The organism is Arthrobacter sp. NicSoilB11, assembly GCF_019977375.1.
Classification (GTDB): domain Bacteria; phylum Actinomycetota; class Actinomycetes; order Actinomycetales; family Micrococcaceae; genus Arthrobacter.
Genome location: NZ_AP024657.1, coordinates 2078403 through 2092176 on the forward strand (window position 1 = coordinate 2078403; position 13774 = coordinate 2092176).

10 protein-coding genes are annotated in these 13774 nt (G+C 66.2%); 6 read left to right on the forward strand and 4 right to left on the reverse strand.

What is annotated here, in order from left to right:
* Positions 1-23: 23 nt before the first annotated feature.
* On the reverse strand, positions 24-1349 hold the full coding sequence (locus LDO14_RS09590; RefSeq protein ID WP_223995056.1) for an extracellular solute-binding protein: 1326 nt from the start codon (positions 1347-1349) through the stop codon (positions 24-26).
* A 337-nt stretch (positions 1350-1686) separates the two neighbouring features.
* Here LDO14_RS09590 and LDO14_RS09595 point away from each other — a divergent pair, with 337 nt between their 5' ends.
* Together LDO14_RS09595 and LDO14_RS09600 are read left to right on the forward strand one after the other, a co-directional pair.
* Positions 1687-2715: a TerC family protein gene (locus LDO14_RS09595; RefSeq protein ID WP_223995059.1), complete on the forward strand. Its 1029-nt coding sequence runs from the start codon at positions 1687-1689 to the stop codon at positions 2713-2715.
* Between the two features lie 128 nt (positions 2716-2843).
* Positions 2844-4250, forward strand: a complete 1407-nt coding sequence (locus LDO14_RS09600) for an MFS transporter (RefSeq protein ID WP_144599697.1) — start codon at positions 2844-2846, stop codon at positions 4248-4250.
* On the opposite strand, the gene LDO14_RS09605 is transcribed toward LDO14_RS09600, so the two are convergent.
* The 3 genes from LDO14_RS09605 to LDO14_RS09615 all read right to left on the reverse strand — a co-directional run bounded on the left by LDO14_RS09605 (position 4236) and on the right by LDO14_RS09615 (position 8705).
* Positions 4236-5531, reverse strand: a complete 1296-nt coding sequence (locus LDO14_RS09605) for an alpha/beta fold hydrolase (protein ID WP_223995184.1) — start codon at positions 5529-5531, stop codon at positions 4236-4238. The two genes, LDO14_RS09600 and LDO14_RS09605, sit on opposite strands and share 15 nt — an antisense overlap.
* Positions 5532-5595: 64 nt before the next feature.
* Positions 5596-6111, reverse strand: coding sequence for a GNAT family N-acetyltransferase (locus LDO14_RS09610; RefSeq protein ID WP_018771992.1), 516 nt, complete (start codon positions 6109-6111; stop codon positions 5596-5598).
* Between the two features lie 50 nt (positions 6112-6161).
* Positions 6162-8705 (reverse strand): DEAD/DEAH box helicase, encoded by a 2544-nt coding sequence (locus LDO14_RS09615; RefSeq protein ID WP_223995061.1) that lies wholly within the window; start codon positions 8703-8705, stop codon positions 6162-6164.
* A gap of 97 nt (positions 8706-8802) precedes the next feature.
* Here LDO14_RS09615 and LDO14_RS09620 point away from each other — a divergent pair, with 97 nt between their 5' ends.
* The 4 genes from LDO14_RS09620 (at position 8803) to LDO14_RS09635 (ending at position 13728) form a co-directional block, all read left to right on the forward strand.
* Complete coding sequence (locus LDO14_RS09620; RefSeq protein ID WP_144599700.1) at positions 8803-9582, forward strand: trans-aconitate 2-methyltransferase; 780 nt, start codon at positions 8803-8805, stop codon at positions 9580-9582.
* Positions 9583-9722: 140 nt separating this feature from the next.
* Positions 9723-11543 carry an ABC transporter ATP-binding protein gene (locus LDO14_RS09625; protein ID WP_223995063.1) on the forward strand — a complete coding sequence of 607 codons (1821 nt, stop codon included), beginning with the start codon at positions 9723-9725 and terminating at the stop codon, positions 11541-11543.
* Positions 11540-13351 carry an ABC transporter ATP-binding protein gene (locus LDO14_RS09630; protein ID WP_223995065.1) on the forward strand — a complete coding sequence of 604 codons (1812 nt, stop codon included), beginning with the start codon at positions 11540-11542 and terminating at the stop codon, positions 13349-13351. The genes LDO14_RS09625 and LDO14_RS09630 overlap by 4 nt, the downstream gene beginning before the upstream one ends.
* Entirely contained in the window at positions 13348-13728 is a 381-nt protein-coding gene (locus LDO14_RS09635; protein WP_018771987.1) for a GntR family transcriptional regulator, read from the forward strand. Before LDO14_RS09630 ends, LDO14_RS09635 begins: the two co-directional genes overlap by 4 nt.
* Positions 13729-13774 lie beyond the last annotated feature (46 nt).

A 13774-nucleotide genomic window follows, 5' to 3' on the forward strand; every position in this document is an offset into this window, starting at 1 on the left:
TTCTCTGCTGTGGTGCTGTTGCCTTACTTCCTGGCGGAGTCGATCATTCCCTTTGCTTCCTGCATCAGACCCTTCGCTGCATCTGAAGGGGATTTCCGGTCGAACAGGACATCAGTGCTGTACCGCTGGATAAGCGCCTGCACGCCGGAGGAACCGGTGGGAGGTACCGGCGGACCGCTCTTCAGGTCCGGCTTGATGTCCTTCAGGAACGCGGCAGCGGCCTTGTCCGCAGGGGTCAGCAGCGGGTCGATCGCCGTCTGGACCTCGGAGTTGGTGGGGAAGCCGCGTTCAGTCAGGATGGTCTTGGCCGCATCCAGGTTGTTGAGCATGTAGTTGACCACTTCTGCGGCTTCCTTGGGGTGCTTGCTGCGCGAGGAAACTGACCAGAACATGGACGGCTTGTAGGACATGCCGTTGTCCTTGGCGCTGCCGGTGGAGCTGGGTGCCCGCAGGATCTTCACCTCGGTCTTCAGTGCGGACTGGAGCGCATTCACCTGGTTGGTCCACCACCACGACATGGCCGTCTTGCCGGTGGCGAACAGGGTTTGTTCCACGGGGGCGCTGATGTCCTCGGTGGCAATGTTGGCCGGTGGGGCGGCTCCCTTGTTACGCAGGTTCAACACGTTCTGGAAGAAGGACGCTGCCGTGCCCTCGTCAAAGCCGAGGCCGCCATCCGCCGAGTACAGCGACTCGCCGTGCTGCATGGCCCAGGTGTTCAGGTCGGAGTCGGTCAGGGAGTAGGAGCTGCCGTAGTTGGTCTGGCCGGCCTTGCCCGCAGCCGCCGCGATCTGGGCGGCGGTCCGGGCGTAGTCGTCCCAGGTCCAGGTTTTGTCATCCGGGATGGGAACCCCGTAGTCCTGGAACATCTTGGTGTTGATCATCACGGCCTTGGCGTTCTGCCCGGTGCTCAGGCCGTACTGCTTGCCGCTCACCTGGCCGGACTTCAGGGCGTCCTGGTCAATCTTGGACGTGTCGACGTTGCCCTGCTTGGACAGGTCCAGCAGCGCGCCCCGGCCGCCGTACTCGGCGATGTACGCCTGGTCCATCTGGATCACGTCCGGTGAATCGTTGGCGGCCGTGGTGGTGGCCAGCTTGTCCCAGTAACTGCTCCACACCCCGGGCTCAGCCTTGACGGTGATGTTGGGATGCGAAGCCTGGAATGCATCGATCACCTGCTGCGTCTGCTTGTTCCGCAGGTCGTTGCCCCACCAGGTGAAGCGGATGGTGACGTTTCCGCCGTCGCCCGACGATGAAGCGGGGGAGGACGAACAGCCGCTGGCCAGCATGGCCAGCGCGGCGGCGGTGGCAAGGGCCTTGGCCACCACGCCAGTGCGATGAGGAGTCTTCATTGACCAACCTTGATTTTCTGGGAATGACGCCGGGACGCCGGGTCGAAGCGAGAAACCGCTTTCTCGCCTGGACGTGATTATTGCAAGCGCGCCGGCGGCCGTCAACGGTTTGGGGGAAAACGTTATCCAGCGACGTGCGCCCGCGTCCCGGGGCGCGCCGGTCAGCCCCCTGGGGTACAGTTAATGGCACGTAGGGGAGTATCCCAAGCGCTACGATCGTCAACACGCAGGGCACAGTTGCCCTGCCGGGCGTAGCGGGCCGCCGCATCAGCACCAAGTGCACAGGCAGGCCGGAGAGACTTACACCATTTTTGTGTACCCTGCGAAAGGCTTCCCTGTGCTTGATTTGCCTGTTTGGTTCGAGGTCGGCTCATTTGTCGTCCTTGGCCTGATTCTCCTGATCGATCTCCTCCTGGTGGTCCGGCGGCCGCACGAGCCGTCCATGAAGGAAGCCGGTCTGTGGGTAGCCTTCTATGTCAGCCTCGCCCTGACCTTTGCCGGTGCCATGTTCGCTTTCACGGGTGCCGAGTTCGGCAGCCAGTTCGTGGCCGGCTGGGTCACCGAATACAGCCTCAGCATCGACAACCTGTTCGTGTTCATCATCATCATGGCCAGGTTCTCCGTGCCCCGGAAGTACCAGCAGGAAGTGCTGATGGTGGGCATCATCATCGCGCTGGTCCTGCGAGGCATCTTCATCATGCTCGGCGCCATCGTCATCGAACAGTTCAGCTGGGTGTTCTACATCTTTGGCGCATTCCTGCTGTGGACGGCCTGGAAGCAGGCCCAGGACGAGGGCGAAGAGGAAGAAGACCGGGAAAACCCGCTGATTGCCAGGATCCGCAAGGTCATCCCCATGTCCGAGAAGTTCGACGGGGGCAAGCTGCGGACCACGGTGAACGGCAAGAAGGTGTTCACCCCCATGGTGATCGTCTTCATCACCATCGGCCTCACGGACCTGCTGTTCGCGGTTGACTCCATTCCCGCCATCTTCGGCCTGACCCAGAGCCCTTTCATTGTCTTCACGGCCAACCTTTTCGCCCTCATGGGACTGCGGCAGCTGTACTTCCTGCTCGGTGGCCTGATGAACCGGCTCATCTACCTGAAGCACGCACTGTCCTTCATCCTCGCGTTCATCGGCGTCAAGCTGGTCCTGCACGCCATGCACGTGAACGAGCTGCCCTTCATCAACGGTGGACACCACATCGAATGGGCGCCGGAGATTCCCACGTTCGTCTCCCTTGCCGTCATTGTGGGCACCATCATCATCGCCGTGGTCGCCAGCCTGGTCAGCTCCAAGGCGCAGGCTGCCAAGATGGATCCCCGGCTCGAGGAAGACGTCCGCAGGAGCCACAGCGACGTCGACTAGGCGCCCCCGCCCGCTCCAATCCGCCGGATCCCGGCCGCACGCGCGGCCGGGATCCGGCATTTAACCCTTCCTGAGGCAGCGGGCAAAAACCCCTGTGGCGTGCGCCGCGCCGGGACTATGCTCTGAACATGGCCCGCACACTTGTGATGGAGCAGGACGTGCGCCACGTGCAGCGGCGCACTGTTGTGCTCTTGAGCGTGGCCCAGGTATTCAGTGGACTTGGGACGGGATCAACCGTCTCCATAGGCTCAATCCTGGCCGTGGAACTCTCCGGTTCCAGCGCCTGGGCGGGTGCCGTTGCCACGGTGATGACCCTCGGGGCCGCGGCCGCGGCACTGCCGCTGGCATCGCTGGCGGAACGGCGCGGACGCCGGGCCGGGCAGGTGGCCGGTCTCTCGGCCGCTTTGGCAGGCGCCGTGCTGATGGTGCTGGCCGTTGTCTCCGGCCTCTTCGTCCTGCTGCTGCTTGGATCGGCAGGCATAGGGGTGGGCACGGCCGCGAGCCTGCAGGCAAGGTTTGCCGCCGTCGATCTCGCTCCTGCCGAACACCGCGGGCGGGCGCTGTCCACCGTGGTCTGGGCCGTGACTGTCGGCGCCGTTGCCGGACCCAACCTGATCCAGCCGGGCACAGCCGTGGGGGCAGCATTGGGCCTGCCTCCGGTTGCTGGTCCTTTTGTGATTTCCGGGGCCGGGCTCCTCATTGCCACTGTAATCCTGTTCGCAGGCCTTCGCCCCGACCCCTTGCTGCTGGCACGCCAACGTGCGGCCGCCGGCCCTGGTGGAGCCGTTCCGCCGTCGGCGGCAGCGCGAACCGGGGTCGCTGCCGCCGCCCCCTCGCAAGCCCCTCCCATGGACGCCCCACCCACTGTCTCCGCGGCCGCCGCAGCTGCCTCCCCGGGTTCGCTCAGCCGGGGGCTTCGTGCCATCCGTGGATCGCGGACAGCACTGCTGGCGGTGACGGGCGTCGTGGCAGCCCACGCGGTGATGGTCGGCGTGATGTCGATGACGCCGCTGCACCTCCAGCACCTCGTGGAGGGACCCGGTCCGCACGCCGGGCACGTTGCCGAGGGGGACGTGCTGGTCATCATAGGCTTCACCATCTCACTTCACATCGCCGGGATGTTTGCGCTCTCCCCGGTCATGGGCTGGTTGACCGACAGGGCGGGCAGGATGGAGACCATCATGATCGGCTTCACGCTGCTGATCGCGGCGGTGGCCGTTGCCGGGTTCGGCCAGTCCTCAACCGCCGCGGTGGCCACCGGGCTGGTCCTGCTGGGCATGGGCTGGTCTGCGGCCACGATTTCCGGCTCCACGCTCCTGGCGGAAAGCGTGGGGCAGGGAGCCCGGGTGGCGGTCCAGGGTGTCTCCGACATGCTGATGGGGGCCGCGGGGGCTCTGGGCGGCGCGGTGTCGGGACTTGTCCTGGGTGTTGCCGGCTACCTGGGCCTGAACCTTCTGGGCGGGACCATCGGGGCGGCCGTCCTGGCCGCAGCGGTGGCCACGCGCCTGTCACACCGCCGGTCAGCGGCCGCCTGACCGCACCATGCCCAGCAAGCGGGCAAAAATCCGCTCACCGTCGTCGGCGATTCCGTCGTGATGGAAGTCCGCCGTCTCCCAGACCTGCAGCCCGCGCACCGCAGCGGCGGTCCGCAGCGAAAGCTCCCGGTCCACGTAGATGTCGTCCGAGTAGACTGCCGCAGCCACGGGAACAGTATTGCGGGCCAGTACCCGCGCGTCGTACAGCGGCTTCCAGTCCTGTTTGCCGGCCAGCAGTTCCGCCACTTCCCGCAGGGGCCGGAGGGCAGGGTCCTGCTCGAAGTACCACGGATACACCATCTCCCCGGTGAGCAGCAGCGGGTCGGCATCCGGCCGGAACCAGGGGTTTTCGCCGAGCATCCGCCACGCTGACCAATCGGTGGCCTGGCCCTGGCCATAGATGGATTCGTGCATCAGCGCGTACAGCGGGTTGGACCGGCGGGAGATGACGCCTTGGAGCTGCTCCAGGAACGCGTCGGACAGGCGCGGTCCGGCCGCCGTGTCCACAAAGGCGTCCTCGAGCAGGTAGTGGAGGCTGTCCACGCGCGTGTTGCCGCCCAGGAACGCCCCCGCCATCTGGAACCGCTCCACGGTGAGGGGCCCGCCGTCGGGCAGGAATTCCGGCGTGGAGCGCAGGTGGCGGGCAATCCGCTCCACAACGTTCCTGTCCTCGGGATACCAGCGGAAGTACTCGTCGTTGCGGGCCGCCACCCGCTGGTACGTGGCCCGGTACACGTCGTCCGCGGAACCGGTGAGCGGGGCAAGGCCGCCGGTTACCAGCACCTCGCGCAGGCCCGCAGGTGCGAAGGACAGGTAGGTAAGCGCGCAGAAGCCCCCGTAGCTCTGGCCGTAAATCGTCCAGGGCGGTGATTCCAGGGCGTGGCGGATCAACTCCGCGTCCGCCACGATCGAGTCCGCCCTGAAGTGCTCCAGGTAGGCCGCCTGCTCCGCCGCGCTTCCGCGGCCGGGCAGGGTGTTCCGGTCAATGGGCGAGGAGAGGCCCGTGCCGCGCTGGTCAAGCATCAGGATGCGGAAGTCCTGCGCCGCGGCTTTGCTCCAGCCACCCAGGGAACCCCACCTGTTGCCGCGGCCGCCCGGGCCGCCCTGCAGGAAGAGGAGCCAGGGCAGCCGCGCGGCGGCTTCTTCGCTGTGCGCAGCAGACACGTACTCCCGGGCGAAAACCGTGATGGTTTCGCCGCGAGGCTGGCCGCCGGCCACGGCATGATCCTCCGAAGCAAAATGGTCCAGCGGGACTGTGAAGTAGTGCTCCACCGTGCGCATGCCACGGAATTCATGCCGGGCCTTGACGTCATGCCCGACGGCGGTCGCCTGGACCCGGCGCGCGTCAGCCACGGGCAGAAGCGGGAAGGGAGTCGCGGGACGTGGCCCGGCCGAACCGGTCCAGTGATTCGCCGGTCAGCCTGAAGGTGGACCAGCCGTCCATGGGGCGCGCACCCAGGCGGCGGTAAAAGTTGATGGAGGGCTCGTTCCAGTCCAACACGCTCCATTCCACCCGTGCGTAGCCATTCTCGACCGCGATCGCCGCAAGGTGCTGCAGCAGCGCCTTGCCGTGGCCTTCGCCCCGGGCTTCAGGGCTGACGTAAAGGTCCTCCAGGTAGATCCCGTGAACGCCCTCCCAGGTGGAGTAGTTCAGGAACCACAGCGCGAAGCCCTGCACCTCGCCCGCCGCGTTTTCGGCCATGGCCGCGAATACGCGGGGGTTGTCGCCGAAGAGCACCTGTTCCAGGCGCTCGGGCGTGTTCCGGACGGCGTCGGGTTCCTTCTCGTAATGGGCCAGTTCATGGATCATTCGGAGGATGGCGGGCACGTCGTGGCGGGTTGCGGGGCGGATTGCACTCATTCTCCGAGCTTACCGCCGGCGCCGGGACGGCTGCCCCGGCCAGGTCGGTGTCAGAGCCGGTTAACCTCCGTCACCTTGACCACCGCTGTCCCGGTGGCATTCGAGCCCGCAAGATCCACCTCGGCGGAGATCCCCCAGTCGTGGTTGCCCGCCGGGTCATCGAAGATCTGGCGCACCTTCCACGTTCCGGGTTCCTCGGTGATCATGAGCAGGCCCGGACCGCGGGCGTCGGGCCCGGTCCCGATGTCATCGTGTTCGTCGAAGTAGTCGTCCAGCGCGTCTTCCCAGCGTTCGGCACCCCACCCGGAACCGCCGTCGAGCTCGCCCAACGCCGTGGCGTCCTCGTCAGCGAACAGTTCCACCCGCCGGAACATCTCGTTGCGCACCATCACCCGGAAAGCGCGGATGTTGGAGGTGAGCGACGGCGGCGGGGGAGGCGGCGCGTCATGCGGCGTCGGCGCCGCCCCGGAGGCCAGCTCCTCCCATTCGTCCAGGAGGCTGGAGTCCACCTGCCGCACCAGCTCACCCAGCCAGGCGGTCAGGTCTTCCAGGTCCTCGCGAAGCATGTCCTGCGGAACAGTCTGGCGCAACGCCTTGAAGGCATCGGCAAGGTACCGCAGCACGATTCCTTCGGACCGGGCCAGGCCGTAGAACTGGACGAATTCGCCAAAGTTCATCGCCCGCTGGTACATGTCGCGCACTACCGACTTGGGTGCAAGCTCAAAGTCGCCCACCCACGGCGCGGCCTTCCGGTAGACCTCGAACGCCTCGCCCAGGATCTCCGCGAGCGGTTGGGGGTAGGTGACCTCGTCCAGCATGGCCATCCGCTGGTCGTAGTCGATGCCCTCAGCCTTCATGGCGGCCACCGCTTCGCCGCGCGCCTTCTTCTGCTGCGCCGACAGTATCTGCCGCGGTTTCTCCAGGGTCGCCTCGATCACGGACACCACGTCCAGGGCGTACGACGGCGACTCCGGGTCAAGGAGCTCCAGTGCGGCAAGCGCAAAGGGGGAGAGCGGCTGGTTCAGCGCGAAGTTCGGCTGCAGATGGACGGTCAGCCGGACGGAACGGCCATCGGGGCCTTGCTCCTCCGGCGGGATGCGTTCGATCACTTCGGCGGCCAGCAGTTCCCGGTAAATGCCCAGGGCCTTCTTCATCAGCCGCAGCTGGGAAGCGCGCGGCTCGTGGTTTTCGGTGAGCAGCCGCCGGGCCGCCGCGAACGGGTCGCCGGGCCGCTCCATCAGGTTCATCAACATGGCGTGCGTTACCGTGAAGCTGGACGTCAGCGGGTCCGGTACCGATTCCACCAACCGCTTGAACGTGGGCTCACCCCAGGAGACGAAGCCCTCGGGCGGCTTTTTCTTCACCACCTGGCGGAGCTTCTTCTGGTCATCGCCGAACTTGGCGGTGGCCTTGGCCATCGCCTTGACGTTCTCAGTCACGTGCTCGGGTGCCTGCACCACCACTGTCCCGGCGGTGTCGTAGCCCGCACGGCCCGCCCTGCCCGCAATCTGGTGGAACTCACGCGGGTTGAGCAGCCGGGTGCGGACGCCGTCGTACTTGCTCAAAGCCGTGAGCAGCACCGTCCGGATGGGGACGTTGATGCCCACGCCCAGGGTGTCCGTGCCGCAAATGACCTTCAGCAGCCCCGCCTGCGCCAGTTGCTCCACCAGCCGCCGGTACTTGGGCAGCATTCCGGCGTGGTGCACACCGATCCCATGGCGGACCAGGCGGTTAAGCGTCTTCCCAAAGCCCGCGGCAAACCGGAAGTTGGCGATCAGCTCCGCGATTTTGTCCTTTTCCTCCCGGGTGCACACGTTGATGCTCATCAGGTTCTGGGCACGGTCGATCGCTTCGAGCTGGCTGAAGTGCACCACATAGACGGGCACCTGCCGGGTGGACAACAACTCCTCCAGCGTCTCGTGGACGGGTGTCTGGTGGTAGTAGTAGTGCAGCGGAATGGGCCGTTCGGCGGAACTGACGGTGGTGGTGGCACGTCCGGTCAGCGCCGTGAGCCCCTCCTCGAACCGGGTGACATCGCCCAGGGTGGCGGACATCAGCAGGAACTGGGCCTGCGGAAGCTCCAGGAGGGGGACCTGCCAGGCCCAGCCGCGCTGCGGGTCGGAGTAGAAGTGGAACTCGTCCATGATCACCGCACCGAGTTCGGCTGCGGCGCCTTCCCGGAGCGCGATGTTGGCCAGGATCTCGGCGGTGCAGCAGATGATGGGAGCATCCTGGTTCACCCCGGAGTCGCCGGTGATCATGCCCACGTTCTCTGCTCCGAAGATGTCGCAGAGCGCGAAGAATTTCTCGGACACCAGGGCTTTGATCGGTGCCGTGTAATAGCTTCGGCGGCCCTGGGACATGGCCTGGAAGTGCGCCGCAATGGCCACCAGGGACTTCCCTGAGCCGGTGGGCGTGGCCAGGATGACGTTCGCCCCGGTTGCCAGCTCCATGATGGCCTCGTCCTGTGCCGGGTACAGCGACAGGCCCCGGCTTTCCGTCCACTCCACGAACCGGGTGTAAAGGGCGTCGGGGTCGACGGCGGCGGATGGGGCGGGGGCGGGCAGATCGATCAGCTGGTCAACGAGTTTCATTGACTTCAACCTTAGTGCCACGTTGCGGCCGGATCCGGAGTCCCTGGCGGGTTAGGCTACGCCTTGCCCGTGTGCGCGTCAGAAGCTGGAGAGATTCATGAAGTGGGACCCCGCCAAGTATGTCCAGTTCGGCGACTACCGGAACCGGCCGTTCTTCGATCTCACGGCCCGGATCCATGCCGACCGGCCCAAGCGCGTGGTTGACCTGGGCTGCGGGCCAGGGAACCTGACGGCAACCCTGGCTGACCGCTGGCCGGGCGCCCGGGTCCTGGGCCTGGATTCCTCCGCGGACATGCTGGCAAAGGCGTCGGCACTGGCGGAGGAGAAGCCCTCCCTTCGCTTTGAGCAGGCCGGCATCGAGGGCTGGATGCCCAGTCCGGAGACGGACGTTGTGGTCAGCAACGCCGCCCTGCAGTGGGTTCCGGGCCACCAGGACATGTTGCGCAAGTGGCTGGAAGTGCTCCGGCCGGGGGCCTGGTTCGCCCTGCAGGTACCCGGAAATTTCAACGCCCCCTCGCACTCCCTGATGCGGGACCTCGCGGGATCGGACCGCTGGGCTGCAAAGCTGGACGGTGTGCTGCGGGGCGGGGAGGCCGTGGGGGAGCCGGAGGAATACCTGCGGATCCTGCTCGACGCCGGCTGCGCGGCGGATGCGTGGGAAACCACCTACCTGCAGGTCCTGCCGGGGCCGGACCCCGTGCTGGAATGGGTCCGGGGCACGGCACTGCGGCCCGTGATGGCCGCCCTGGGCGAGGAGGACGCCAGGAGTTTCGAGACCGAGTACGCGGCCTCTTTGCGGGACGCCTACCCCCGCGGGGTCCACGGCACCGTTTTGCCTTTCCGCCGCATCTTCGCAGTGGGCCGCAAAGCCGGCTAACCGGTACCCGGCCAACGGGTTTTCCACGCCCGTCACAGGCTGTGACAGCAGTGAAAAGTGATCTGGCTTACAATGGCGACTGTGGTTTAGGGGTCAAGCCGCTGGCCCCCTCTTCGGCCCATGCATTTACAGGGGGTATTTTGCTGGTCGGACTCGTGAAGCGGCAGCTTGCCGGTCAATACGCGTATGTATGGGCGATCGTTTTCCTTCAGCTGATCCAGGCGGCGGCAAACCTGCTGCTGCCCACCGTGAACGCCGCCATTATCGATGACGGGATTGTCGCAGGGGAGCCGGGGGTGGTCTCGCGCCTTGGCGTGCTCATGGCCGTCATTGCCGTGGTGCAGGCAGCGTCCGCCATTGCTGCCGGCTACCTTGGGGCGGTGGTGGCCATGAGGATCGGGCACCGCCTGCGGGCCGAGGTTTTCACCCGGATCCAGTCCCTGTCCTCCCAGGACGTGGCCCTGTTCGGAACACAGAGCCTGACCATCCGCGCCACCAACGATGTCCAGCAGATCCAGGCCTTCGCGGTGCTTGTCTTCACCATGCTCTTTGCCGGGCCCGCCATGGGCGTAGGCGGCATCGTCCTGGCCGTGCAGCAGGATGTTGCGCTGTCCCTGGTGGTGATCGTCATCGTGCCCCTGCTCCTGCTGATCATGTACCTGATTGTCAGGCGGCTGATTCCGCTCTACCGTGAGGGCCAGGACCTGCTGGACCGGTCCGGCGGGATTCTTCGCGAGCAGATCATCGGGGTGGATGTCATCCGCGCCTTTGTCCGCCAGGGCCATGAGGTCCGGCGGTTTGCGGAAACCAACGCCGGCCTCACCGCCAACAACCTGCAGTCCGCGCTCCTGGTGGCGGGGATGCTGCCCATCATCATGCTGGTGGTCAATACCAGCTCGGTTGCGGTGGTGTGGTTCGGCGGGCACCGGATCCAGGCAGGCCAGATGAACCTTGGGGCGCTCACGGCGTTCATCGCCTACATCATGCAGATACTGCTGGCGATCATGATGTCCATGTACGTGCTCATGACGGCGCCGCGGGCGGCAGTCTGCGCGGAACGCATCCAGGCGGTCCTTGACACCGAGCCGTCCGTCGGCGATCCGGGCAATCACACTGCGGCCAGTGACCGAGCGGCCAGCGACAGGGCAGCCAGTGACAAGGCAGCCAGTGACAAGGCAGCCGCGCTTCCACCGCCCGGCGCCGTGCTGCCGGGGCGGCAGGCAACGCTGGCGTTCCAGGATGTCGCCTTCTCTTATCCGGGAGCAGAAGCGCCCGTGCTCGCGGACATCAGTTTCACGGCAGCTCCCGGTACCACCACAGCAATCGTGGGCTCCACCGGAAGCGGCAAGACCACGCTGCTGAACCTGATCCCGCGTTTCCTGGACCCCACCCACGGCCGCATCACCCTTGCCGGCCACGACATCCGCCACCTGCCCCTGGACCAACTCCGCGCTGCCATGGCTATCGTGCCCCAGCACTCCCACCTTTTTACGGGAACCATCGCAGACAACCTGCGGATGGCGGACCCCGACGCCACGGACCAGGAACTGTGGGCTGTCCTGGAGGCTGCCCAGACCATGCGTTTCATGCGCGACCTCCCGCTTGGACTTGCCACCCCCGTCGGCCAGGGCGGCGCCAGCCTGTCGGGCGGCCAGCGGCAAAGGCTCTGCATCGCCAGGGCCCTCCTGCGCAAAGCGCCCCTCTACCTCTTTGACGACAGCTTCTCCGCGCTGGACTATGACACCGACACCAGGCTGCGGCGCGCACTTGACCAGGCGCTCGCCGCCGCAACGGTCATCATCGTGGCCGAGCGCATTTCCGCGGTCGAAGACGCGGATCTCATCCTGGTGCTCGACGACGGCCGGCTGGTTGCGCAGGGAACGCACAGGGAGCTGCTGGAAACGTCCGCCACCTACCGGGAAATCGCAGAATCCCAGCTCGCGCTGGACGGCACGCTGTGACGGCGGTGGAGGAATCCGCGGAAACGGCGCACAGGTTCTGGCCGACCGCCCGCAGGCTCCTTGGCCTGCTGCGCCCGTTCCGGTTGCAGATGCTGGGGGCCGTGGCGGCAACGTGCGCCTTCGCAGGGGTCAACGTTGCCGCCCCCAAGTATCTGGGCGACGCCACGGACATGGTGGTGCAGGGCATCTTCCAGGGAAGCCTGGACCAGCGCCTCGGAGTCCTGCTGGCAGCCGTGGCCTTGATGTATGTTTTCGCTTCCCTCTTCAACTGGATCCAGGGCGCTCTGACGGCACGTGCGGTGCAGGGACTTATGTATGGCCTGCGAGCAGCGCTTGAGGACAAGCTGCACCGGCTCCCCTCCACGTATTTCCGGGAACGCTCCCGCGGGGATGTCCTGAGCCGGGCCACCAACGACATCGACAACATTGCCCAGGCCCTGAACCAGGTTCTGACCCAGCTCATCGTGTCCGTCCTGATGCTGTGCGGGTCGCTGGCCATGATGCTGTGGATCTCGCCGCTGCTCGCGGCCATTGCCATTGCCAGCGTCCCCGTTTCCACCTGGATCACCGTCCTGGTGGCCCGGCGGTCCCAGGAGCATTTCGCCAGGCAATGGAAGGAGACCGGCGAACTCAACGCGCACGTGGAGGAATTCATCAGCGGGCATGAAGTCATCAAGGCCTTTGGCCGGCAGGCGCAGGCCACGGAGGTCTTCAGCCGCAGCAACGGCCGCCTGGCCCGGGCGGCAGCCAAAGCCCAGTACTCAGCCGGTGTGGTCCAGCCGCTGATGGTGCTGATGTCCAACCTCAATTACATTGCTGTCGCAGTGGTGGGTGCGCTGCAGGTCATCGCAGGCGCCATGACCATCGGCGGCGTCCAGGCCTTCATCCAATTCAGCCGGCTGTTCACCCAGCCGGTGGGGCAAATCGGCGGCCTGCTCAACGTTATTCAGTCCTGCGCAGCCTCGGCGGCAAGGGTTTTCGTGCTCCTCGATGCCGGGGAAGACCTCCAGGAACCGGCCGGCGCAGCGGCCGGCGCTCCCGCCGCCGGCCGCATCGTCTTCCATGACGTCACCTTCAGCTATCCCGGTTCCGTTCCGGCGGTCAGCAACCTCACCTTCACGGTGGCACCGGGCCAGGCGGTGGCCATCGTGGGGCACACGGGCGCGGGCAAGAGCACCGTGGTGAACCTGCTGATGCGGTTCCTGGAACCTTCGTCCGGCAGGATCACCATGGGCGGAAGGGACATCGCGGAAATTCCCCGCGACCAGCTGCGGGGCAGGTTCGGCGTGGTGCTCCAGGATTCCTGGCTTTTTGCCGGGACCATCCGGGAAAACATCGCCTACGGGCTGCCAGGCGCTGCGGATGCGGCCATAGTTGCCGCCGCGGAGGCAACGCACGCGGACCGTTTCATCAGGTCCCTGCCGCGCGGCTACGACACAGTCCTGGAGAACGGCGGCGAGCAGCTCAGCCAGGGGCAGCGGCAGCTCATCACCATCGCCAGGGCGCAGCTCGCCGGGCGCAGTGTGCTGGTCCTGGATGAGGCCACAAGTTCGGTCGATTCCAGGACGGAGGTGCTCATCCGCCAGGCGATGCAGCGGCTGCGCCAGGGGCGGACCAGTTTCGTGATTGCCCACCGTTTGTCCACCATCCGGAACGCTGATCTAATTCTCGTCATGGACCATGGACAGATCGTCGAGCAGGGCACGCATGACAGCCTCCTTGCCGCCAACAGCTACTACGCCCGGCTGTACAACGCACAGTTCGCCGAACGCGACGGCCGTGCGGGCATCCTGGAGGGCGGCCTGTGAGCGCCGCAGGCGACTTCCCGGGGTCCTGGCGCCCCAACCCGGCCAGCAGCGTGGCGCTGTTCGAGCAACTCCGGCTTCAGGTCATCCATCTGGCGGACAGCGGCGCGTTGGCGCCGGGCACCAGGCTGCCTGCCGTGCGGGCCCTGGCGGAGAAGCTCGACGTCGCCCCGCACACCGTGGCCAGGGCGTACAAGGAACTGGAGGCCGCCGGGATCGTCACCACCCGTGGCCGGAACGGTACGGTGGTTGCCGCGCGTGACGAGCGCCTGGGCGGCCTGTCCGCCGCAGCCGCCGCATACGCCGCCGTCGCCAAATCCCAAGGGGCCAGCTTTGCCGAGGCCGTGAAAATCCTGGCGGCCGCCTACGATGTTCCCTGACGGCGGAACCGCGAGTGTTCGAAAAAGTTTTCGATTAGCATAATGG